Annotated in this window: 17 protein-coding genes and 1 pseudogene; 11 read left to right on the top strand and 7 right to left on the bottom strand. The window is 57.4% G+C overall.

Annotation, left to right across the window (positions count from 1 at the left end):
- Positions 1–5 precede the first annotated feature (5 nt).
- Positions 6–533 carry a DUF3087 domain-containing protein gene (locus tag BK659_RS23875; RefSeq protein WP_123427675.1) on the bottom strand — a complete coding sequence of 176 codons (528 nt, stop codon included), beginning with the start codon at positions 531–533 and terminating at the stop codon, positions 6–8.
- Positions 534–1046: 513 nt separating this feature from the next.
- Between BK659_RS23875 and BK659_RS23870 the strand changes: the two genes are divergently transcribed.
- The 4 genes from BK659_RS23870 to argE all read left to right on the top strand — a co-directional run bounded on the left by BK659_RS23870 (position 1047) and on the right by argE (position 4800).
- A complete protein-coding gene (locus BK659_RS23870) occupies positions 1047–2357 on the top strand; it encodes a flavin-containing monooxygenase (RefSeq protein WP_123427673.1) in 1311 nt (436 codons plus the stop codon).
- 36 nt (positions 2358–2393) lie between these two features.
- Positions 2394–2810, top strand: a complete 417-nt coding sequence (locus BK659_RS23865; protein ID WP_123427671.1) for a RidA family protein — start codon at positions 2394–2396, stop codon at positions 2808–2810.
- A 164-nt stretch (positions 2811–2974) separates the two neighbouring features.
- Positions 2975–3652, top strand: a complete 678-nt coding sequence (locus tag BK659_RS23860; RefSeq protein WP_123427669.1) for a DUF1028 domain-containing protein — start codon at positions 2975–2977, stop codon at positions 3650–3652.
- Positions 3649–4800, top strand: coding sequence for an acetylornithine deacetylase (argE, locus tag BK659_RS23855; RefSeq protein WP_123427667.1), 1152 nt, complete (start codon positions 3649–3651; stop codon positions 4798–4800). Before BK659_RS23860 ends, argE begins: the two co-directional genes overlap by 4 nt.
- Here the strand turns inward: argE and BK659_RS23850 are convergent.
- On the bottom strand, positions 4786–5745 hold the full coding sequence (locus BK659_RS23850; protein WP_123427665.1) for a LysR family transcriptional regulator: 960 nt from the start codon (positions 5743–5745) through the stop codon (positions 4786–4788). The genes argE and BK659_RS23850 overlap by 15 nt on opposite strands.
- A gap of 413 nt (positions 5746–6158) precedes the next feature.
- Between BK659_RS23850 and BK659_RS23845 the strand changes: the two genes are divergently transcribed.
- The 7 genes from BK659_RS23845 to BK659_RS23815 all read left to right on the top strand — a co-directional run bounded on the left by BK659_RS23845 (position 6159) and on the right by BK659_RS23815 (position 15972).
- A complete protein-coding gene (locus tag BK659_RS23845) occupies positions 6159–7574 on the top strand; it encodes a purine-cytosine permease family protein (RefSeq protein ID WP_123427663.1) in 1416 nt (471 codons plus the stop codon).
- A 385-nt stretch (positions 7575–7959) separates the two neighbouring features.
- Complete coding sequence (locus BK659_RS23840; protein ID WP_123427661.1) at positions 7960–9666, top strand: amidase; 1707 nt, start codon at positions 7960–7962, stop codon at positions 9664–9666.
- Between the two features lie 584 nt (positions 9667–10250).
- Complete coding sequence (locus BK659_RS23835) at positions 10251–10541, top strand: fructose-bisphosphate aldolase (RefSeq protein ID WP_123427659.1); 291 nt, start codon at positions 10251–10253, stop codon at positions 10539–10541.
- A 402-nt stretch (positions 10542–10943) separates the two neighbouring features.
- Complete coding sequence (locus BK659_RS23830; RefSeq protein WP_123427657.1) at positions 10944–11708, top strand: methyltransferase domain-containing protein; 765 nt, start codon at positions 10944–10946, stop codon at positions 11706–11708.
- Between the two features lie 461 nt (positions 11709–12169).
- A complete protein-coding gene (locus BK659_RS23825) occupies positions 12170–13522 on the top strand; it encodes an AAA family ATPase (RefSeq protein ID WP_123427655.1) in 1353 nt (450 codons plus the stop codon).
- Positions 13515–14360 (top strand): hypothetical protein, encoded by an 846-nt coding sequence (locus tag BK659_RS23820; protein WP_123427653.1) that lies wholly within the window; start codon positions 13515–13517, stop codon positions 14358–14360. The genes BK659_RS23825 and BK659_RS23820 overlap by 8 nt, the downstream gene beginning before the upstream one ends.
- A 703-nt stretch (positions 14361–15063) precedes the next feature.
- Entirely contained in the window at positions 15064–15972 is a 909-nt protein-coding gene (locus BK659_RS23815; RefSeq protein WP_123427651.1) for an alpha/beta fold hydrolase, read from the top strand.
- A gap of 66 nt (positions 15973–16038) precedes the next feature.
- Here the strand turns inward: BK659_RS23815 and BK659_RS23810 are convergent, their stop codons facing one another.
- The 5 genes and pseudogenes from BK659_RS23810 to BK659_RS23790 all read right to left on the bottom strand — a co-directional run bounded on the left by BK659_RS23810 (position 16039) and on the right by BK659_RS23790 (position 21365).
- Positions 16039–17799, bottom strand: coding sequence for an isocyanide synthase family protein (locus BK659_RS23810; protein ID WP_123427649.1), 1761 nt, complete (start codon positions 17797–17799; stop codon positions 16039–16041).
- Between the two features lie 27 nt (positions 17800–17826).
- A complete protein-coding gene (locus BK659_RS23805) occupies positions 17827–18543 on the bottom strand; it encodes an HAD family hydrolase (protein WP_123427762.1) in 717 nt (238 codons plus the stop codon).
- Positions 18543–19538 carry an isocyanide synthase family protein gene (locus tag BK659_RS23800; RefSeq protein WP_123427647.1) on the bottom strand — a complete coding sequence of 332 codons (996 nt, stop codon included), beginning with the start codon at positions 19536–19538 and terminating at the stop codon, positions 18543–18545. The genes BK659_RS23805 and BK659_RS23800 overlap by 1 nt, the downstream gene beginning before the upstream one ends.
- Positions 19539–19726: 188 nt before the next feature.
- Positions 19727–19840, bottom strand: a pseudogene (locus tag BK659_RS28105) (GNAT family N-acetyltransferase); the annotation flags it as partial.
- A 94-nt stretch (positions 19841–19934) separates the two neighbouring features.
- Positions 19935–21365: an aldehyde dehydrogenase family protein gene (locus tag BK659_RS23790; RefSeq protein ID WP_123427645.1), complete on the bottom strand. Its 1431-nt coding sequence runs from the start codon at positions 21363–21365 to the stop codon at positions 19935–19937.
- Between the last annotated feature and the right edge of the window lie 119 nt (positions 21366–21484).

Here is a 21484-nt window from a genome sequence, read left to right as displayed (position 1 = left end):
CGAACTCATGCCTCCTTCGCCTTCACTGCCGCCAGCCACTCAGGGTTCAACTGATTCTGCTCAGTGTCGATCCCCAGCGCTTCCATGCTTGTCTTGTGCTGATCGATCTCGCGGGTCATTTGGCTGAGGCTGCTGGTATTGCCGTCGAGTTGGTGCATCTGCGTCAGCCCCAGGTGATAAAAGCGCAGCAACTTCATGGCGCTCGGGTTGCCGGCCTGCACCGCATCGGTGACGCGATGCATGACGTTGGTGACGCTCATCAGGCTACGCTTGAGTTGCCAACCGTAAACCGCCGCCGCCATCCACGGTTGGGACCAGCCTTTGATTTTCATCAGCGCCGCACTGACGATGACGGCGGCAATCACGCCGCCCAGGTTGAAACGGAAGTTGTCGCCACCCGGTTCGCCGAACAGCATGACGGCCAGGCCGGACAGCGTCATCGCCAGCAGGATGAACGTCACGGCGATGATCACGGTGCTGCGGCGCGTCTGCTGTCGATAGGTTTCGGGGTTCCACGGCTTGATCTCGAACATCACGGCTGGGCTCTTTTGCTAAGTTGAATACAGAATTGCGCGGCATTATCGCCCGTAGCGCCCGATACAGACACGCTTAATCAACAGAAACACAAACCAAGCCGTAACGCGATCCGTAGCAGCTGGCACAGCCTGCGTTCGGCTGCGTAGCAGCCGTAAAACCTGCGAATACGGTCTTCCTGAAGCACCGCGCCGTCTGATCCCACGACTGCTGCGCAGCCGAACGCAGGCTGCGCCAGCTGCTACGGAAAGAGTGCATCGCAGCAGAATTCTCTTAACGGGATAAAGGCGACAGATCTATTCAGGAAAGAACATCGGCTCGAAAAACAAACAATCTATAAAACAATGAGTGAGCCGCAACGTAGACGGGTTTAAAGGCTCTGCATCAGATATTTGTATTCAATTGCCAGCTTAATAATATTTTACCAATACAGGGTCGATCCCTAGTCTTCAACCCAGAAAGAGATGGCAAGCCATGACCTGAATCCAACCGCTTTTTAGCAGGGTAGAGAGATGACCATTGAGACAATAAAAATAGACACGCTGATTGTTGGCGCCGGTCAGGCTGGAGTGGCCATGAGTGAACACCTGAGTAAACTCGGTGTGCCTCACCTCGTTCTGGAGCGCAATCGTATCGCCGAACGCTGGCGCACCGGGCGGTGGGATTCGCTGGTTGCCAACGGTCCGGCCTGGCACGATCGTTTTCCGGGTCTTGAGTTCGACGATCTGAGCCCCGACGGCTTTGCCCCGAAAGAGCGGGTAGCCGATTATTTCGAAGCCTATGCCAAAAAATTCAATGCCCCCATCCGCACCGGCGTGGACGTGAAGAAGGTCGAACGCAATGTCGGTCGGCCGGGCTTCACCATTGAAACCTCCGAGGGCGTGATCGAGGCCAACCGCGTGGTGGCCGCCACCGGGCCGTTCCAGCGTCCGGTTATCCCGCCGATCGCTCCGAAAGATCAGCCGCTCCTGCAGATCCACTCCGCCGAATACCGCAATCCAGCGCAACTGCCCGAGGGAGCTGTTCTGGTCGTCGGCGCCGGGTCGTCGGGGGTGCAGATCGCCGATGAATTGCAGCGTGCCGGCAAGCAGGTTTACCTCTCCGTGGGTGCGCACGATCGCCCTCCTCGCGCCTATCGCAATCGTGATTTCTGCTGGTGGCTGGGCGTGCTCGGCGAATGGGATCAGGCCGCCATGAAGCCCGGCCGGGAACACGTGACCATTGCGGTGAGCGGCGCACATGGCGGCCGCACGGTGGACTTTCGCGGGCTTGCCCATCGCGGTATGACGCTCGTCGGCCTGACCCAATCGTTCAATGGCGCCGTGGCGACCTTCCAGCCGAATCTTGCCGACAACCTGGCGCGCGGCGACGAAAACTATCTGGCGCTGCTCAATGCGGCTGACGCCTACATCGAGCGCAATGGCCTGGACCTGCCGGAAGAACCTGAAGCGCGCATTACCTTTCCGGATCCGGAGTGCGTGAGCCATCCGATTCTTGAGCTCGACCTGGCCAAGGCCGGCGTGACCTCGATCATCTGGGCCACCGGGTTTGCAACGGATTACAGCTGGCTGAAGGTCGACGCCTTCGACGACAACGGCAAACCGCAGCATCAGCGCGGCGTGTCGAGCGAGCCTGGGGTGTATTTCCTCGGTCTGCCATGGCAGTCGCGTCGCGGCTCGTCGTTCATCTGGGGCGTTTGGCACGACGCCAAGTACGTGGCTGATCACATCGCCATTCAGCGTTCGTACTTCGACTACCACGATGCCGCGCAACGCCAGGCAGAAACCGCCCCGGCTGCCCATAAAACAACTGTCAGCGCTTGAACAGCGCCGGGCCGAACTTTTCTTCAGGAGTTTCAGATGTCCACGCCAACCCATACCCGTATTCGCATGTTCAACACCAAAGAAACCTACCCGAACCAGAGCCTGGACAATGACCTGTGCCAGGCTGTCCGGGCCGGCGACACCGTTTACGTTCGTGGCCAGGTCGGCACCGATTTTGAAGGCAACCTCGTCGGTCTCGGTGATGCTCGCGCACAAACCGAGCAAGCCATGCGCAACGTAAAACAATTGCTGGAAGAAGCCGGCAGCGATCTCAGCCACATCGTCAAAACCACCACCTACCTCATCGACCCGCGTTACCGCGAACCGGTCTATCAGGAAGTCGGCAAGTGGCTCAAAGGGGTGTTTCCGATTTCGACCGGGTTGGTGGTTTCGGCATTGGGGCAGCCGCAGTGGCTGATGGAAATTGATGTGATTGCGGTGATTCCTGAGTAAGGAAGTAGACCGAGTCGCGGCTATCGCGAGCAAGCTCGCTCCCACATTTGATCGTCGTCGTACACAAATCCGTGACCACTGAAGATCTACTGTGGGAGCGAGCTTGCTCGCGATGGGGCCCGCCCAGACGACCACTTTGCCAAGGCTAAACAAGGAGCAAAACCATGACTTTTTCCATCGCCGCCCGTTGCCCCGAAACCGGTCAGTTCGGCATTGCGATCAGCTCCTCGAGCATCGCCGTCGGCGCACGCTGCCCCTGGTTGCTACCCGGTGTCGGCGCCGTATCCACGCAAAACATCACCCTGCCATCCCTCGGCCCCGAAACCCTCGCCCTCATGGAACAAGGCCTTGCGCCAGCCGAGGCGCTCGACAAGGTGCTGACCCGCAATGGCTACAGCCAATATCGACAGATCACCGCGATTGACCACCTCGGCCAGACCGCCCATTTCAGCGGCACGGAAACCTTAGGCAAGCACAATGCCGTGTCCGGCGAACAATGCGTCGCCGCCGGCAATATGCTGGCGGACCGTTCGGTGATCGAGGCCATGGTCAAGGCGTTCGAGCAAGGCGAGGGTCAACTGGCCGACCGCTTGCTGGCAGCGATGAAAGCCGCCATCGCGTCGGGGGGCGAAGCCGGGCCGGTGCACTCTGCTGCGGTGGTGGTGGTCGGCGAACTGACCTGGCCGATTATCAACCTGCGGGTCGATTGGGCTGATCAAGATCCGATCGGCCAACTGGAGAAATTGTGGGACGCCTATCGGCCACAGGTTCAGGATTACATCGACCGTGCCCTGGCCCCTGACAAGTCGCCGGGCTACGGTGTCGCCGGAGACGATCGATGAGCAACAGCCTCGATTTGCTTAAAGCACTGGTGGCGTTCGACACCACGAGCCGCGAATCAAACCTGCACCTCATCGAATTTGTCCGCGACTACCTCGCAAACTTCGACGTGCCTTGCGAGCTGGTCTACAACGAACAGCGCAGCAAGGCCAACCTGTTCGCAACCATTGGCCCGGCGGACCGGCCGGGCATCGTGCTGTCGGGGCACACCGATGTGGTGCCCGTCGACGGCCAGCCGTGGAGTGTTGCGCCGTTCCAGCTCACCGAGCGCGACGGCAAACTGTACGGTCGCGGTACGGCGGATATGAAAGGCTACATCGCCTGCGTCCTCGCCCTGGTCCCGTCTCTGGTAAAAGCCCCGCTACGGCTGCCGGTGCATATCGCGCTTTCCTACGATGAGGAAGTCGGCTGTCTTGGGGTCCGCTCGCTGCTGAAAGCGCTGGAGCAGCGCCCGGTCAAACCGATGCTGTGCATCATTGGCGAGCCGACCGAGCTGAAACCGGTGTTGGGCCATAAAGGCAAGCTGGCGATGCGTTGCGACATTCACGGTGAAGCCTGCCATTCGGCGTACGCCCCGCTCGGGGTGAATGCCATTGAATACGCCGCCGAACTGATCTGTGAACTGGGGCGGATTGGCGAAAGGCTGAAAGCGCCGGAGCATCACGACGCCCGTTTCGATCCGCCGTTCAGCACGGTGCAAACCGGGGTCATTTCCGGCGGCAAGGCCTTGAACATCGTCCCGGCGGATTGCCGCTTCGACTTTGAAATCCGCGCCCTGCCCTCACAAGACCCGGGCGTTGTGGCGCAAGAACTGAAGACCTATACCGAGCAGCAGATGTTACCGAGAATGCGCGCCGTGAGTGATCAAAGCGCGATCCGCTTCAGTGAGTTGTCGGCGTATCCCGGTTTGGCGACCGATGCGCACAGCGAAGCCGCTGAGCTGATCGCCGCATTCTCGGGCTCGCGGGAATTCGGTACGGTGGCGTTCGGAACCGAGGGCGGTCTGTTTGACGCAGCGGGTATTCCGACGGTGGTGTGCGGGCCGGGCAGCATGGACCAGGGTCACAAACCCGACGAGTTTGTCAGCCTGGAACAATTGAGCGGCTGCGACGACATGCTGCAACGCCTGCTGTCATCAATCTGCCGCTGAGTCGCCATGGCCCGACTGAAAACCTGACGACGGCTGGACGTGAAGTCGGGCCAGCTCTTCCTGGCAATAATCAACAAAGAGCTGCACCGGCTTGGTCAGTTGCACCCGACGCAGCCAGGCCGCTGACAACCCTGAGCCGGTCACGGTTTCGGCGAGCGGTACACACACCACTTTTTGCCCGTCATAGGTGTATTCAGAAAAGGGCTTGGTCACCAGAATGGAGAACCCAAAGCCGCGTCCGACCATTCCCCTGACCATCTCGATCGACGGTGAGCTGAACACAATGTGCGGCCGCAGCCCGCGCTCTTCGAAAATGCTGACGAAGTAGGTCCGGCTGGGCACCACGTCCAACAAAATCATCGGCTCCAGCACCAGGTCGTCCAACGACACCTTCGCCTGTTGCGCGAAGCGGTGGCCCGCCGGCAGCAAAGCGTAGGGCTGCTGGGGCGGCATCAGAGCAACCGTCTCGATCGTGCTGTCCAGGTCATGTTCGAACAGCATCGCCAGGTCGATGCTGCCGGCGGTAAGGGCCTGCACCAATTCCTGCTGCTCGCCATCGCGAATACGGATCTCCACACCCGGCCAGCGCTCATTGAAACCGGCAATCAAGCGTGGCAGGTACAGCGGCGCTACCGTTTCAAAACAACCAATATCGATCTGCCCCGCCACCACATCATTGTCCGCCAGCGCATTCTGCTCAAACTCGTGAGCGACCCGCAGCAGCTCAAGCGCTTTTCGGTAAAAACGCGAGCCGCTCGGCGTCAATGAAACACCCTGCGCGTGATGCCGGATAAACAGCTGAACGCCAAAGCTTTCTTCAAGGTGCTTGATCGCGGTCGACACCGACGGTTGAGCGATATAGAGCTTGCGAGAGGCTTCGGCCACGCTACCGCAATCGGCGGTGGTGACAAAATATCGAAGCTGTCGCAGGTTGTAAGCGGCCATGCGGACCTCCAGAAAACACAACATCAAGCGCAAAAGATCGGCAGCGTCTACACGACCTCATGGCTACACACCGGCACTGTGTGCGTCATGGCCGCACACGACCATACACGGCCACTGTAGGAGCTGCCGAAGGCTGCGATCTTTTGACGTTGCCTTTCACGATCAAGATCAAAAGATCGCAGCCTTCGGCAGCTCCTACGAGGATCGCGACGGCGCATGTAGCGACGCACGACCAAGCCTGAACATACCCGAGGCGGAAAACCCCGGGCATCTATTTTTTAAGGTTTGTAGCAACAAACTTAATAATTTATCTATCCCCACGCATTGCACATGATCACTCCAACAAGAAAAGCGTCGTTCGCGCGGCGCTCACTGAAGTACGTCCACGTACTCACTTTGCCTTGGAGTCCGTCATGGTCACCGCAACAACACCCGCCGCCCCGCTTATCGAAAAACACACGATTGGATACGTGCCTCCCGAAGATCGCCACGGAAAAGTCAGAGACCTGTTCACCCTCTGGTTCGGCGGCAACATCGCACCATTGCCCATCGTCACTGGCGCCCTGGGCGTGCAGCTGTTTCACCTGAACCTGGTGTGGGGCATCGTCGCCATTCTGGTCGGGCATCTGGTCGGCGGCGTGCTGATGGCCTTGCACTCGGCCCAGGGCCCGCAGATGGGCATTCCGCAGATGATCCAGAGCCGCGCCCAGTTCGGCTCGCTCGGCGCGCTGCTGGTGGTGCTGATCGCCGGCATCATGTACATCGGCTTCTTCGCCTCCAACATCGTCCTTGCCGGCAAATCCCTGCATGGCGTGGTCGACAGCGTGCCGGTGCCGGTGGGCATCGTCATCGGCGCCCTCGGTTCGGGCATCATCGGCATCATCGGCTACCGCTTCATCCACGTGCTCAACCGCATCGGCACCTGGGTGCTCGGCGCCGGCATCGTGCTGGGCTTCGGCTACATCTTCACCCACGTGCAGACCTCCGACTTCCTCACCCGCGGCAGCTTCAACATCTCCGGTTGGCTGGCCACCGTCTCGCTGGCCGCGCTCTGGCAGATTGCCTTTGCACCCTACGTGTCCGACTACTCGCGCTACCTGCCGGCCGATGTGCCCGTGGCCTCGACCTTCTGGACCACCTACCTCGGCACCGTGCTCGGCTCGAGCCTCTCGTTCATCTTCGGCGCCGTCGCCGTACTGGCAACACCCGTGGGCATGGACACCATGGACGCGGTCAAACTCGCCACCGGCTCCATCGGCCCGTTGATGCTGTTGCTGTTTCTGCTCAGCGTGATCAGCCACAACGCCCTCAACCTCTACGGCGCCGTGCTGTCGCTGATCACCCTGGTGCAAACCTTCGCGGCTCGCTGGATTCCGACCGCCAAGAGCCGCGCCGTCATCTCGGTCATCGTCCTCGCCGCCTGCTGCTTCGCCGCCGTCGGCGCCTCGGCCAACTTCATCGGCCACTTCGTCGACATGGTGCTGGTGCTGCTCGTGGTGCTGGTGCCGTGGACCGCGATCAACCTGATCGACTTCTACGCCATTCACAAAGGTCAGTACGACATTGACTCGATCTTCCACGTTGACGGCGGGATTTACGGACGGTACAACCCGCAGGCGCTGTTGGCGTATGCGATCGGGATTGCCGTGCAGATTCCATTCATGAACACGCCGCTGTACGTCGGGCCGATTTCGGCGCACATCGATGGGGCCGATTTGTCGTGGTTGGTCGGGCTGCTGATTACGTCGCCGCTGTATTGGTGGTTGGCGAACCGGGACAGTGCTTACAAGCGTCGGTTGTCGACCGGTAAACTGGCGAGCGCCGTGTAAGGGACAGCGAGCATCTTTTCAAGCGTAAAAAACCCGCACCGTGTTGCGTAATGCCAGTCAGTTAGGAGGTTCCGGGGCGACGCATACTTCCGTAGCAGCTGGCGAAGCCTGCGTTCGGCCGCGAAGCGGTCGTAAAATCACGCTATGCGGTCTTCCAGCAATCCGTGGATGCCGAATTTGCGACGGCTACGCCGCCGAACGCAGGCTTCGCCAGCTGCTACGGATTGCGTATTGGCTTAACTGACTGGCATTACACCGTGTTGCGGGTTTTTTTCTGCTGTTTTTTGCTGGGTGTTCAATAGAATGCTCAGATTGAAAGCCCGGACACTGTCACGTCATACAGTGCCACGAGAACCCCTACGAACACCCATTTTGAGAGAGCAGCATGATCGAGGTCACCGAGGTTTCCATTGCCCAACTACGGGCTGCGCTCGAATCGGGCCAGACCACGGCGGTTGAACTGGTGCAGGCCTATCTCGCCCGAATCGATGCCTACGACGGCCCCGACACGCCCACCGCCCTCAACGCGGTGGTGGTGCGAAACCCTGAGGCGCTGAACGAGGCGCAGGCATCCGATGTTCGTCGGGCCAAAGGCGAGACGCTGGGGCCGCTCGATGGCATTCCCTACACGGCCAAGGACAGTTATCTGGTGAAGGGGCTGACCGCCGCGTCCGGCAGTCCCGCCTTCGCCAAGCTGATTGCCCATCGCGATGCGTTCACCATCGAACGTCTGCGCGCGGCCGGCGCCATCTGCCTGGGCAAGACCAACATGCCGCCCATGGCCAACGGCGGCATGCAGCGCGGGGTCTACGGCCGCGCAGAAAGCCCGTACAACGCTGACTACCTCACCGCCCCCTTCGCCTCCGGCTCATCGAACGGCGCCGGTACCGCCACCGCCGCCAGCTTCGCAGCCTTCGGCCTGGCGGAAGAAACCTGGTCGAGCGGACGCGGCCCCGCCTCGAACAATGGCCTGTGCGCCTACACGCCATCACGCGGGGTGATCTCGGTGCGCGGCAACTGGCCGTTGACGCCGACGATGGACGTTGTCGTGCCGTTTGCCAGAACCATGGCCGACCTCCTCGAAGTGCTCGACGTGGTAGTGGCCGAAGATCCCGACACACGCGGCGACCTGTGGAGGATGCAACCCTGGGTGCCGATCCCGAGCGTCGCCTCGGTGCGTCCTGCTTCCTATGCCGACCTTGCTGCGAATCCCGATGCACTCGCCGGAAAGCGTCTCGGCATTCCCCGGATGTACATCAACGCCGACACCGAAGCCGGCACCTCTGAAGCGCCGGGTATCGGCGGCCCGACGGGGCAGCGAATCAACACCCGCGCCTCGGTGATCGGGCTCTGGGAACAGGCTCGCCAGGCACTCGAAGCCGCTGGCGCCGAAGTGATCGACGTCGATTTCCCGCTGGTCTCCAACTGCGAAGGCGATCGCCCCGGTGCACCGACCGTGTTCAATCGCGGCATCGTCTCCAAAGAGTTCCTCCACCATGAACTGTGGGACCTGACGGCGTGGGCGTTCGATGACTTCCTGCAAGCCAACGGCGATCCGAAATTGAACCGCCTGGTCGACGTCAACGGACCGCTGATCTTCCCGCACGACCCCGGCACCCTGCCCAACCGCGAAGGCGACCTCGCCGCCGGCATGGACGAGTACGTACGGATGGCCGAACGCGGCATTACCCCGTGGGACCAGATCGCCACAGTGCCCGACGGACTGCGCGGACTTGAACAGACCCGAAAAATCGACCTTGAAGACTGGATGGACCAGCTCGGCCTCGACGCCGTGCTATTCCCAACCGTCGCCGACGTCGGCCCGGCAAATGCCGATGTCGACCCGACGTCTGCAGACATCGCCTGGAGCAACGGCATCTGGGTCGCCAACGGCAACCTCGCCATCCGGCATTTGGGTGTGCCGACGGTCACCGTACCGATGGGTGTGATGCCAGACATCGGCATGCCGGTTGGGCTGACCTTTGCCGGTCGTGCGTATGATGATTCGAGGTTGCTGCGGTTGGCTTCGGCGTTTGAAGCGACGGGGACGAAGCGGATGATTCCGCCACGGACTCCGGTGTTGCGGACGTAACGTCGCTGCGGAAATACCAATACAGCCCACGATTTCAAAACCGTTGAAATCGTGGGCTGTAACCAAATCCAAACACCCACCCGACCGGCGTAGGAGCTGCCGAAGGCTGCGATCTTTTGATCTTCAGCTCCGAAACTATCGTAGGAATCCACCCACAGTGGCGAGGGAGCTTGCTCCCGCTGGGCTGCGAAGCGGCCCCAAGCCCTCCCCCGCAATTTCCTCAGACACTCCACAACGCCCGGTTTACGGCAAATACGCCGCCGAACATGGACAAACCACATCGCCAGAATGACCGCGCAACGTCCTACACCTCGGTTGCAGCCACCAAAATCGCCACCTAAAGTTGGTCTGTCGCCGACATTCGTTGGCGATAGGGTTTCGCAGCCCTTAAGATTGACACCTTGTTCCGTCAGGCTCGGCCGGCTCCCGGCTGCGTATCGTTTTATGGCGGTTGTGCGTGGGAGACCTTCGGGTCTGCCGGGTCTTGGTGTTAATCCTCCGGTCTGCGAACCCGCGTACAGCTGCCACCCAATTTGTTTCGCAGCAGACAAGGTGGCAATTCTTCTTTTGTGAGGATTAACACCATGACGACTCAACACCCGCCCCACCGCTTCACCCCCATGTCCCAATTTGCCACCGACAACCCCGTCCTGCACATCGACAGCGACGCCCCGCTACGCGAACTCCACAACTGCGTCAGCGAACGTCTCAACGCCGTCCTCAAATACCTCAACCTCATGGCCTGCACCAGCCTCCCCGACTACGCCGAGAACGACATCAACACCGTCACCAACATCGCCCGGATCATGGTTCAGGATGTGGCTGATGTGTTTGGGGTGATTGAGCAGCGTGGGTTTGATGTGCCCAAGGGGTAGTGACCCGCACTTAGTCACAAAAAACCGCATTGCTGCGGTTTTTTGTTGCCTGCTTACATTCCGTTTTTATCCTGCGGGTAACGGTTAATCGATTACGACTGACAGCTTCCGGCCCAGAGTGTTTAAAAACGCTTCGTCAAAATTGAAGTTCGCGCGTCTATGCGAAATCTGAAAATTATCGGCTGCTCAGCCGATCTAGATTTTGCGTAGAAACGCGATTTTCAGTCCAACACTGGGCTCCAATCGCGCTGAAAAACGTTTTTACACAGTCTCGGCCAGAAGCGGACCTTCGGCTATTGTTTCAACACAAACATGAGCCAGAGCGCCCAAACCGCGCACCACTGCATTGTTCCCACTTCAGCAACGCCGCATACTGATATGTAAAGCCAATGGAGGACTTTCATGTCAACTTCCCATCCTGATTTCACTCACCGCCTTCTCTCGGATGCTGGGGTGCGTGTTGGAATGCGAGTACTCGATATAGGCTGCGGCTCCGGGGAGGTCACCCTCCTCGCAGCAAGGCTCGTTGGAGTAAACGGAACAGTCGTTGGCATAGACCAAGACTCAAGTGCGCTGTCCATAGCACGTCAGCGGATACACCGAGAGGGCGTAGCGGCGACAACCTTTATGCAGGGGGAACTGCTCTCACTGCCGGAGGCTCTAGGAAGTTTCGATGCAATTGTGGGACGACGGGTACTGATGTACCAGGCAGATACTGTGCAGGCCGTCCGTGTGCTCGCCACGCGACTTCGACCAGGGGGAATTATTGTATTCCAGGAGCACGACAGCACAATGGTGCCGGCAAGCCTTGCACCCTTCCCATTACACGCCCAAGCCCAAGGTTGGATTCGAAGGATGATCGAGTTGGAAGGAGCCGATCTACACATTGGCTTCAACCTACATCGAATCTTGACGCAAGCGGGACTGGTTGTCGAAAACGTCCGTGCAGAATGTCTGGTGCAGACTCCCAGCTCAGCCTATGGCTTAGGCGGCATCGTTCGCGCCTGTCTGCCACGAGTTCTCGCGCATGGCGTCGCGACGGCAGAAGAGATTGAGATCGATACGTTGCAAGCGCGATTGGATGCGGAACAGGCACAGGCCGACAGCATTTACATTGGTGATGTGATGTTTGGAGCTTGGGCACGCAAACCAACGCAGGCCGCCTAAACATCGTCCAAGTCGTTTTATAAAGATGGGTATCCGACGCAAAGCGCGCATTGGTGAGCGTCACCATTTTGGTGGAGCAGTCGTCCAATTGCCCAGTACAGACCACTGATGAAGGACCGATCATGGCCGTTTACTGCCCTTGGGGAGAGGCAGAAAACGGCCAAAAGCAGACGTTTTGCTCCCGCAGCTTTAGACACAAAGCTGCTCCTCACGGATTGCTGCTGCCAGAAGCAGACAGCTACGATTTCCAATCAGCCCCATAATTGAATGGAGCATGTGCTACCACATATCTAGGCATCATAGATGACGATAATCTGTAAATTAAGGATGGGTGAACCCAACAAAATTTACAATCTATCGAAGCGATAAACTTCCACAAATCACTCACGTACTATAGTCTTTAGGATTTACATCTGACAGATTGAACAGAATCCAAAACAACACTAAATGTAGAGGGAGCTATGAGCGATAGACTGATTTCGTCAATTAAAGTTGACGGGCTATTTGGGCTTTATAACTATGCACTGCCTGCCCAAGGAGAGTTCGAGGAAGCGGCAATATTGTATGGAGATAACGGCGTTGGAAAAAGTACAATTCTTCGATTAGCATTCCACTTACTGTCTGCTGCTAATGATAGAGGGCATAGAAATGCCCTGTACGAAGCCGAGTTCCAGAGCATCCAAGTACTGCTCACTTCTGGCGTGCTGTTATCAGCTCGAAGAAAATTGGACATTCTTTCCCTGTCTATCGAGGAAGATGATGAGTTGATTGTCGTATGGAATTACAAGCCTAAAGTTACTGGCGAAAGCAGCTCAGATTATTTACTACAATTCGCTGACGGAAAAGTAATAGAAATACCAAAAAAGCGAACAGACGTCAAATCAAAACTGTATGGGCAGCAGGCATATCTAAGAACTTTGGAGATGAGCGCCCCTAACTTATTTATTCTCAATGCCGAAAGGAAATTAGCTAGCGACTCTGTGGCGGATCCAAGCGACGAGGTAGAACTTCGGAAGATTATGCGCTTTGAAGACAACCGTCATCTGCGTGATATAACAACGCGCTCCCGGCAGATCGGTCTTAGTCAGGCGTTGAACAACACTTCAAAATGGATAGCAAAAAAAGCTCTGCAAGGAGCTAACGAAGGCAATACAAATGTACACGCCGTCTACAATCAAGTGCTACACCATTTGATGTTGCCAGCAAATAGTCAAAGCTCCGAAGATTTGAGCAATACATCTGAATTACTACAGCGGCTTCCTCTAATCGAGTCTAGAACAAATGAATTGGCACGATATGAGCTTGCCACACCTTTATCTGTATCGGAGTTTAAGAAAGCACTATCAACGCGCTCACCAGAAAAAAGATCTCTCGCTGCCGCACTATTAAACCCCTACATAGAAAGTATAGAGGGTCGTTTGAGAGCAGTTGACCAGATATACGAGTTAGTTCATAAGTTTGTCGGAACGATCAATTCGTTCCTCAGCGACAAAACTATCGAGTTCAAAGTTGGTAGCGGATTTAGTCTAATTAATCGTAAGGGTGTCCCACTCGATCCTAGCCAGCTTTCGTCAGGCGAACAGCAGTTGCTGCTCTTATTTTGCTATGTGCTGACTGCCCGTGACCGTCCTACGGCATTCATGATAGACGAGCCTGAAATATCGCTTAATATCAAGTGGCAGCGCCAACTAGTTCAATCATTGTTAAACATAACTGAAGGAGCACAAATCCAATTTATTTTTGCCTCCCACTCGCTAGAATTACTTAGTCAGCATCGCACGAGAGTGATAAAGTTGGAGAATTACGGTGGATAATTTACCGCGACGCTCCATTGATGATCTTATATTTATGTATGAACTTGAACCCTCTCTTCAGGATGTATATGTAGAAGGGGTTTTCGACAAAGACATTTTGACAGCATGCTTTGAGCATGCTGGTGATAAGAGTCGCATCGTATATACTGTGGACAGCGTAGATATACCGTTTTCGGTGCTAAAAAAATATGGATTAACCGAAGGCAATAAGCAACGCATTATCGCCTTGGCTCGGGAGTTTGAGGTATTAGATGGTAATAGCTGTAAATTTTTAGTTGATCGCGACCTTGATCATTGGTTCGAAGCTCTATACGCTTCGCAGCAGCTCGTTTGGACGCGTCATTGCGCCCTAGAGTTATACTTCTTCACCGAAGACTTCCTCAAGCGTTTCCTAATCAATGCATCGAGATCTAAGATTGGGGAATGGTCGATATTTATCAACGGCTTTTGTCGCGCCCTTATACATATGTATGCTTTTAGACTCGCGGATCGAGAGTTGGACCTCAAGTTGGAGTGGGTAGAGCTCGATAAAGATCTAAAGCTCTCCAATGGGCTTGTTGTTTTCAATCGAGACTCATTCCTAAATCGTGTTCTTAATAAAAATAACATGATGCGACACAAGAATGCATTTAATCTCAGTGCTCTAGTTTGGTTCGAAAAATGCTTAGAGGATGATCGGAGACTAGCTATGCGGGGGCACGATTTTGTTAGCTTATTAGCCTTCGTCATAAAAAATGGCAAAGGAGTAACAGCCCTAGGTAGCTCTGAAGCTATTGAGCGCACCTTTGTTCTTTTGGCAACTCGTGAGTTAGAAATATATTCTGACCTAGCTATTTAAGTAATACTCAATCTTCCCAGTTATAGCTTCCGGCATGGCAATGGCCTATCATTAATTGCCAAGCTTTAAGGCTGACGAAGGATTGGCTTAGCTGCCGAAGTTATACGGGGCTAGGTCTTTGCTCTGTTAGATATCACCAGTACGGAATATTGGGTGATTATATTTGGTCATCTTTGCGCTGACAGATGGAGCATCAACTGAAACATCCCGAGTCAGTGTCTAGACTCCGTTATTTTTAGCGAGGTTTTCTACTTGGCTAGAATGGTGGCATTACGATAGCCGAGCTAGGTCCGCCAAGCTTGACACCCTCCCGACAGACAGCATTGGGTCGATACGGCCAGTCGCGAAAGGCAGTTTCTGGCCGAACTCTGCCGCAGCTCAGCGACAGCTATAGGTCGAAATTTGCCTCTCATGAAGGGCCGCTTCTGGCCGATTTCTGCCTTTAGCCCACGGCAGCTTTGGTGGCATCGGCGACGCCGCCACACCGAGTCAGGATGACGACCAGCAATCACAGCCAAACGGTCTAAGCTCATCCGAACGAGACCTTATCGTGCTTCAGACGGCTCGCCATTTTGATCGTATCGGCTTGCTACTGAATGGGGCATATCAATTTTGTGCATAACGTTACGCGGTCAACTCTGCCGCCCAAGCGACACGTACATTGGCTCGATCCCCTTACACGCGCACGTCCGGAGACACCACCATGATCCGCGCCCTGCTGACCGCTTTTATGCTGCTCGCTCTAAGCATCCCGGCACAGGCTCAGGTGACGCCATTTCCTGCCTCCTTTCGTATTCAGGACATCCCTGTAGAAGGCGTCACACTCCATGTGCGCGTCGGCGGCAAGGGGCCGGCCGTGGTGCTGTTGCATGGTTTTGGCGATACCGGCGATATGTGGGCGCCACTGGCTGCCGATCTGGCCCGGGATCACACGGTCGTGGTGCCGGACCTTCGCGGCATGGGCTTGTCGTCGATCCCGGACAGCGGCTACGACAAGAAGACCCAGGCGGGCGACATCCGTGCGGTGCTGGCCGCGCTGGGTATCGAACACTCGGTGGTCATCGGTCACGACATCGGCACCATGGTCGCGTACGCCTATGCCGCGCGTTATCCGCAGCGTACCGATCGCCTGGTGGTGATGGATGCGCCCGTGCCGGGCATTCCGCCCTGGAACGAGATTGTCCGCTCACCGATGCTTTGGCACTTCGACTTTGGCGGGCCGGATGCTGAACGTCTGGTGGCCGGTCGTGAGCGCATCTACCTGGACCGGTTCTGGAATGAGTTCGCGGGCAACCCCACCAAGGTGGATGAAGCAACCCGTCAGCATTACGCCAAACTCTATGCCCGCCCCGGCGCCATGCACGCCGCCTTCGCCCAGTTCCGCAGCATTCGTCAGGATGAGGTGGACAACAAAGCGTCGATGGCGACGCGGCTGACCATGCCGGTGCTGGCCATCGGGGGTGAAAAGTCTTTCGCAAGTAATGAAGCGATCGTGATGCGCAACGCAGCGGACAAGGTCACGGAAGTGGTGGTGCCGGGGGCAGGACATTGGCTGATGGAAGAAGCACCAACACAGACCATTCGGGCTGTTCGCGACTTCATCGCGCCGTGATGGGAAGAAATCTCGAAGGGAATTTCTTGCAAGGCCCTGTCTCCAGGGCCTGCCAGACAATAGCGGTTAGTAAACCTGCACCCGCCACAGCTCCCGCGAGGAGGAAGCCGCCGACATCGGCAGTCGGCCGTGCAGCGTCCGATAGTTGTCGATCAGCACCAGATCACCTTCGCTCCATTGATGGGCGATCAGGCAGTCCGGGTCATAAACCAGCGCGTTGACCTGTTCAAGCAGCGCCTGCTGGGCCTCCTCGTCATGGTCCTGCACAGACTGGCTCAGGGTCTGCAATGCCGAGTCGGTGCCCTCTTGGTAACGCAGGATGAGTTCGCCGCTACGGGGGTGATGATCCACCAGGCTGTACATGCGCGGCGAACCACCGAAGTAGGTCATCTTGGTGTAGTAGGTGATGTTCACCGCCTGCCATTGTCGAGCGACTTGCTGCCCGACTTTTCGCAGCACGTTTCGGCTGTCGACGATGGTGGTCTGACCCTCGCCCGGCTGCGGCGCTGTCTTGCAATACAGCATGAATTTGCTGGCGCAGAATTTCGGATTGCGCTGAACCTGTGCGTCGCTGTCGGGCAGCATGTTCAGGTCCCAGTGCAAAGGCGTTTTCTCCAGCGAGTGCACCACGCCTTGGGGTTTGTCCGCGGGCTTGACCACATGCACGGCACCGAAGGCCCACTCATACAGCGTGCCAAAGCGTTCGCAGCTTCGAGCAAAACTGTCCTGGTCGTCGAAGCGACAGCCCTTGAGACAGACGAAACCAAAGGTTTCCACCAGTGCCTCCAGCAGGCCGCTGGACAGTCGCTCGAAACCCAGCCCCAGCGGGTCTCGCACCACCAGGCCAAATAGCGGAAGCTTTTGCAGTTCGTATTCGAAGCCTTGAGCCTGCGGGCTTTCTGTTTGGTGGTAGAGCCATGGCCGCCCCTGCCAGGTGACCAGCACATGGTGGTCGAGGTCGACCTGGGCCCGTGCGCGAAGACGCTGGCTACCATCAATGTTGCACACCGGCACGGCATGCCAGGGGCTGTCGCCACGGGTCAGCCCTTCAGCCAACCCAAAGGTAAATTTGGGCCCGGCATTGCTGTACTGATGGACCGATAATCGAATGTCATTGCCGAAGAAACGATCCACTGCCGCATTCAATGCCTGCCCGCGAAACATCATCTGGTAGGCTTTGAAGTTGATTTGCTGCAGGTACTCGTCCTCGCTCTGCCCGTCCTCACGGCACAGGCGCAGGTCGTTGTACAAATGACTGCAGAGGTTGTCATGGGCCTGGCTGAGGGATTCATCGTGCCGGCTCTGCTCGATCAGTTCTCCAAGGTTTTTCCAGGGTAGACGGGCCTGCTTGACCAGGCTGGCGCGAACCGCCTCGGCACTTTGGGCCTGCGGGAACAGGTCTTCCATGCTGACCCACTGAATCGTATGGGTGGTGCACAGTTCACGCAAAGCCCGGTTGTAGGCTGCGCGAACGTCGTCGGCCACCCCAACAATGTCATTGAACGTCGTCCCGTCGCTGAGGATCGACACCACACAGCCCGGCGCGTGCAACGCGGCGATGGCTTGGCCGAGCTGGTCGAGGCGCTCGATGGCCATCACCTCACCATAATCCGGCAGCACGCCGAAGGTCTGGTCACTGGCGTTTGGCGACTTGCAGGGAAAACCTGGCAGTACCAGACGCACTGGCAGGTTCTGATCAAAGCAGTGCCCCAGGCTGCGCGCCAGATGCGCTCTGCCTTGTGTTTCGAAACAATCATCCGTGCCTTTGAGCAGATAACCAGACAGCAAATCGCTGACGGCAGCGATCCAGGCATCTCTATGTTCCATAGAACAACTTCCTTGAGGGTTTGTGTATCAATAGGATTTGGCGGTATCGCCATGTTCGGTGAACGCATGCGCTGTCCCGCAGACTTGCTGCAGAATGCGCAACAACCCGGCCGGTTGCTCACAGCAGAAGTCCGGAGCTTGGGCCTGCAAAGTATGAGTCAGGCCATACCCCCAGGTGACTGCTGCCGAGTACATACCTGCAGCACGGGCGGTTTTCAGGTCGATCTCTGTGTCACCGACGAACAAACAGCGTTGCGGATCAACCGACAACCGCCGGGCGGCTTCCCATGCCACATCTGGCTGAGGTTTGAGTGACCTGCCCGTGCGATGCCCCAGAATCGGCCCGAAAGCATTCTGCGGCAGCAATGTTCTGGAAACCTGCAAGGCCATTTCCTCGCTCTTGTTGGTCACGATAGCCAGCGGCAGCTGTAACTGGCGGCAGCCTTCGAGCAATTCCAGTACACCGCTGAATGGCCGGGAAAATTGAACCAGGTTGTGCTGATATAGCGTCACATAGCGCTGGTGCAGGGCGATCGCATGAGCGATACCAAACTGCGTGGCAACCCGTTCAATCATCGCAGTGGTCCCGCCACCGATATACCCCCGCACTGTTTGCGCAGTCAGCGCCGGGTAACCGTGTTCGAGTAACACCTGGTTCAGACACCAGGTGATGTCAGGCAAGGTGTCCACCAAGGTTCCATCCAAATCGAAGAGTACGGCTTCGACCCGCAACCGAGACGCCATCATTGAGCACTGGCGTAGTGACAAGGACGCCCCTTGCGGAACACCAGACGGTGGTAGCGCTCATCGACATTACTGCGTTTTTCGAGGGTGACCACACCCCGTCGCTTGATGGCTACCGAATGCCAGGGAGTGCGCCACAGGTCACTGGTTGGCACCAGCCGGATACCGATCTTCGTCGACACCGCCAGTTGCGGGTGAATCGACAGGCGCAGGCAATGCGGGTAACGCGCCAGTAACAGGGCGCTCCAGGCTTCACTGCGCTGAATCACCCGCTGGGAGGCCGGCTTGGCGACCTTCTTCACCGCATTCAGGCTCATGCCGGCGAAGACCTTGAGCCCAGAATAATCCTCGGAAAGAAAGCGATGGATACCGCAGTACATCAACATCATGTGCGGTTCATCTTTGAAGCGCTGCTGCAACAGGATCAATGACTGGCCGTGCTCGATCATCATCTCCTCACGCATGGCGTCCAGACAATCAAGCTGAGGATAGGCATCCCTGAGGTCGAAATGGGCGAACGTACCGGGATAAAGCTGATCGGCGTAGTCCTGAATAGCGTCGGTGTAAGCCTTGACGTCAGAATCGGAAACATGCACCAAGTCAGAGAACACATAGCCATCGGAGCAGATATGAATCAGCGCGCCCGGCGCATAGATCTCCCGGATCTCCTCACACAGGCGGTGTAACTCGTCGATTGCATGGTGTTCAGCTAGATCAGGGAGATGGCTCAGGGTTTTCTTGCGGCTGGGCGATTTGCCGGGAAAGGCTGGCAAGACCATTTCGACCTTGCGACCGCTCTCGACCGCCTGCATTACCTTCGCCAGATGGGGTTCCAGCACCTGCAACGAAAGCTCATGATCCTGTTCCGGGGCAAGACTACGACGCCGAAACAGACATTCGAGGATTTGCTGGGCAATGTTCATGTGCGGGATGTTCTGATGCGCATGCACCAGCTGACCGTCCGCCTGTTGGGCAACGGTATTTGAACCTTGCATAGACAATCCTTTGTGTGGTGATTAACGGCCGTTTTTTGGCCATTAGCAGATATGCCTTACCTGCGGGGCGGCTAAATTCCTACAAGTCGTAAGAGTTTGTCAATCGTGGCCATCAGGAATATTACGTCCTGCTCGAGCCCCCGCCCCCAGCGGTCTGCCACCAGTTAAGCAATCAACCCCTGCCTAGCCTACAAAAGCCCTTTCACCATCGGTACACAAGCCAACTGAAGCCCGGAAGGTGAATAGTAAATAGCAGGTTCGTCACCCACGAAACCGCAGTGCCGGTAAAAGTCAGCTGCATTGCAATCATTCGGAGCTCTCCTGGAAACCAGGAACGATTTCCGCCCTGTTTCCGATGCTATCCACCCAGTGCTCCCTGACAGGAACCCGACCCGGTCATTTCAACGGGTCATACGTGACCAATGTCTTCGGTTCCAGATACGCGCTCATCCCCCACCTGCCCATTTCGCGCCCAAGGCCTGAATGCTTGAATCCACCGAAGGGGGCACGCGGTTCGTGGGCCAGGGTGTTGATGAGCACACGTCCCGAATCGATCTGACGGGCGATATTCACACAGCGTTCGGGGCTCTTTCCCAGCACCAGGGCGCTCAGCCCATAGTCCGTATCGTTGGCAATGCTGATCGCATCAGCGTCATCCTCGTAGGGGATGATAGTCAGCACGGGGCCGAAGATTTCCTCACGCGCGATGCGCATCCGGTTGTTGGCATCAGTGAAGATCGTGGGCTTCACGAACCATCCGGCGTGCAAGCCTTCCGGGCGACCTTCACCACCCGCCAGCAACCTCGCGCCTTCTTCCTGGCCGATACGGATGTAGCGCTGCACCCGTTCCCATTGTTTCTGGCTCACCATCGGGCCGATGTCGGTGTCGGCGTTGCGCGGATCGCCCGATTGAATCTGTGAGACGCCCTCCTTCGCAACCCTCTCGAACTCTGCCAGCCGGCTGCGCGGCACAAGGATGCGAGTGCCCGCGATGCAAGCCTGGCCGCTATTGAGAAATCCGGCTTGCAGCACCAACGGCATGACCGCCTGGAAATCCGCATCGTCAAGCACCACGGTGGGCGACTTGCCGCCCAGTTCGAGCGTCACGCGCTTCATGGTGTCGGCGCCGGTTCTTACCAGATGCTGGCCGACAGCGGACGAACCCGTGAACGAGATCTTGGCAACGTCGGGATGGCGGGCGATTTCCTCGCCAACCACATCGCCCCGTCCGTTGACGATATTGAATACACCCGGTGGCAGCCCCGCTTCGTGCAACGCCCTGACCACGACCTGCGTCTGCAACGCGCTCATCTCGCTGGGCTTGATGACGGCCGTGCAGCCTGCCGCCAGCGCGGTGGCCAGCTTGTTGCAGATGAAGCCCGCATTGCTGTTCCAGGGCGTGATCAGACCGGTAACGCCCACGGGCGTCAGAATGACCCTGGCCATGCCGACCTGTTCCTCGAAATCGAACGCCTCCAGTGCATCGATCGCTTGCGCAATCACATCAGCCGGATAAGTCGCCATCCAGCGCCCGCGAACCGCAGGCGCGCCGTATTCCACGAGGATGGCTTCCTGCAGCTCTTCCTCCCTTGCCGCCACGGCCCGGTGCATGCGTTGCAGTGCCGCAATGCGCTCCTCACGACTGGTGCGAGCCCAGGCCGGGAACGCAGCCTTGGCGGCTGCGATGGCACGCTGTGCGTCCAGTGCATCGCCCAGCCGAACCTGACCGATGACTTCTTCGGTGCTCGGGTTATGGAGGTCGAACCATTCCTGACCGTGAGGAATGACGAACTCGCCATTGATGTAGATGTGTTCAATGCGCTGCATGGCGACTCCTCGTTCAAAATGACTCGCCTGAATCGAGCCTCTGTGAAGCTAAGTCTAAGAAGGGTTCATTGTTCCGATAAGCTATCCTTTGGCTTATGAAGCATCCGCATTTTCAGGAC

It is taken from the genome of Pseudomonas brassicacearum (genome assembly GCF_003732225.1).
Lineage (GTDB): Bacteria > Pseudomonadota > Gammaproteobacteria > Pseudomonadales > Pseudomonadaceae > Aquipseudomonas > Aquipseudomonas brassicacearum_E.
The sequence above is the reverse complement of the archived record's forward strand: the minus strand, read 5'-3'. Positions and strand labels throughout refer to the sequence as shown.

Excerpts from the sequence above, each read along its gene's own strand:
- BK659_RS23875 (WP_123427675.1), bottom strand. The coding sequence starts at position 533 with ATGTTCGAGATCAAGCCGTGGAACCCCGAAACCTATCGACAGCAGACG.
- BK659_RS23870 (WP_123427673.1), top strand. The coding sequence starts at position 1,047 with ATGACCATTGAGACAATAAAAATAGACACGCTGATTGTTGGCGCCGGT.
- BK659_RS23865 (WP_123427671.1), top strand. The coding sequence starts at position 2,394 with ATGTCCACGCCAACCCATACCCGTATTCGCATGTTCAACACCAAAGAA.
- BK659_RS23860 (WP_123427669.1), top strand. The coding sequence starts at position 2,975 with ATGACTTTTTCCATCGCCGCCCGTTGCCCCGAAACCGGTCAGTTCGGC.
- argE (WP_123427667.1), top strand. The coding sequence starts at position 3,649 with ATGAGCAACAGCCTCGATTTGCTTAAAGCACTGGTGGCGTTCGACACC.
- BK659_RS23850 (WP_123427665.1), bottom strand. The coding sequence starts at position 5,745 with ATGGCCGCTTACAACCTGCGACAGCTTCGATATTTTGTCACCACCGCC.
- BK659_RS23845 (WP_123427663.1), top strand. The coding sequence starts at position 6,159 with ATGGTCACCGCAACAACACCCGCCGCCCCGCTTATCGAAAAACACACG.
- BK659_RS23840 (WP_123427661.1), top strand. The coding sequence starts at position 7,960 with ATGATCGAGGTCACCGAGGTTTCCATTGCCCAACTACGGGCTGCGCTC.
- BK659_RS23835 (WP_123427659.1), top strand. The coding sequence starts at position 10,251 with ATGACGACTCAACACCCGCCCCACCGCTTCACCCCCATGTCCCAATTT.
- BK659_RS23830 (WP_123427657.1), top strand. The coding sequence starts at position 10,944 with ATGTCAACTTCCCATCCTGATTTCACTCACCGCCTTCTCTCGGATGCT.
- BK659_RS23825 (WP_123427655.1), top strand. The coding sequence starts at position 12,170 with ATGAGCGATAGACTGATTTCGTCAATTAAAGTTGACGGGCTATTTGGG.
- BK659_RS23815 (WP_123427651.1), top strand. The coding sequence starts at position 15,064 with ATGATCCGCGCCCTGCTGACCGCTTTTATGCTGCTCGCTCTAAGCATC.
- BK659_RS23810 (WP_123427649.1), bottom strand. The coding sequence starts at position 17,799 with ATGGAACATAGAGATGCCTGGATCGCTGCCGTCAGCGATTTGCTGTCT.
- BK659_RS23805 (WP_123427762.1), bottom strand. The coding sequence starts at position 18,543 with ATGGCGTCTCGGTTGCGGGTCGAAGCCGTACTCTTCGATTTGGATGGA.
- BK659_RS23800 (WP_123427647.1), bottom strand. The coding sequence starts at position 19,538 with ATGCAAGGTTCAAATACCGTTGCCCAACAGGCGGACGGTCAGCTGGTG.
- BK659_RS23790 (WP_123427645.1), bottom strand. The coding sequence starts at position 21,365 with ATGCAGCGCATTGAACACATCTACATCAATGGCGAGTTCGTCATTCCT.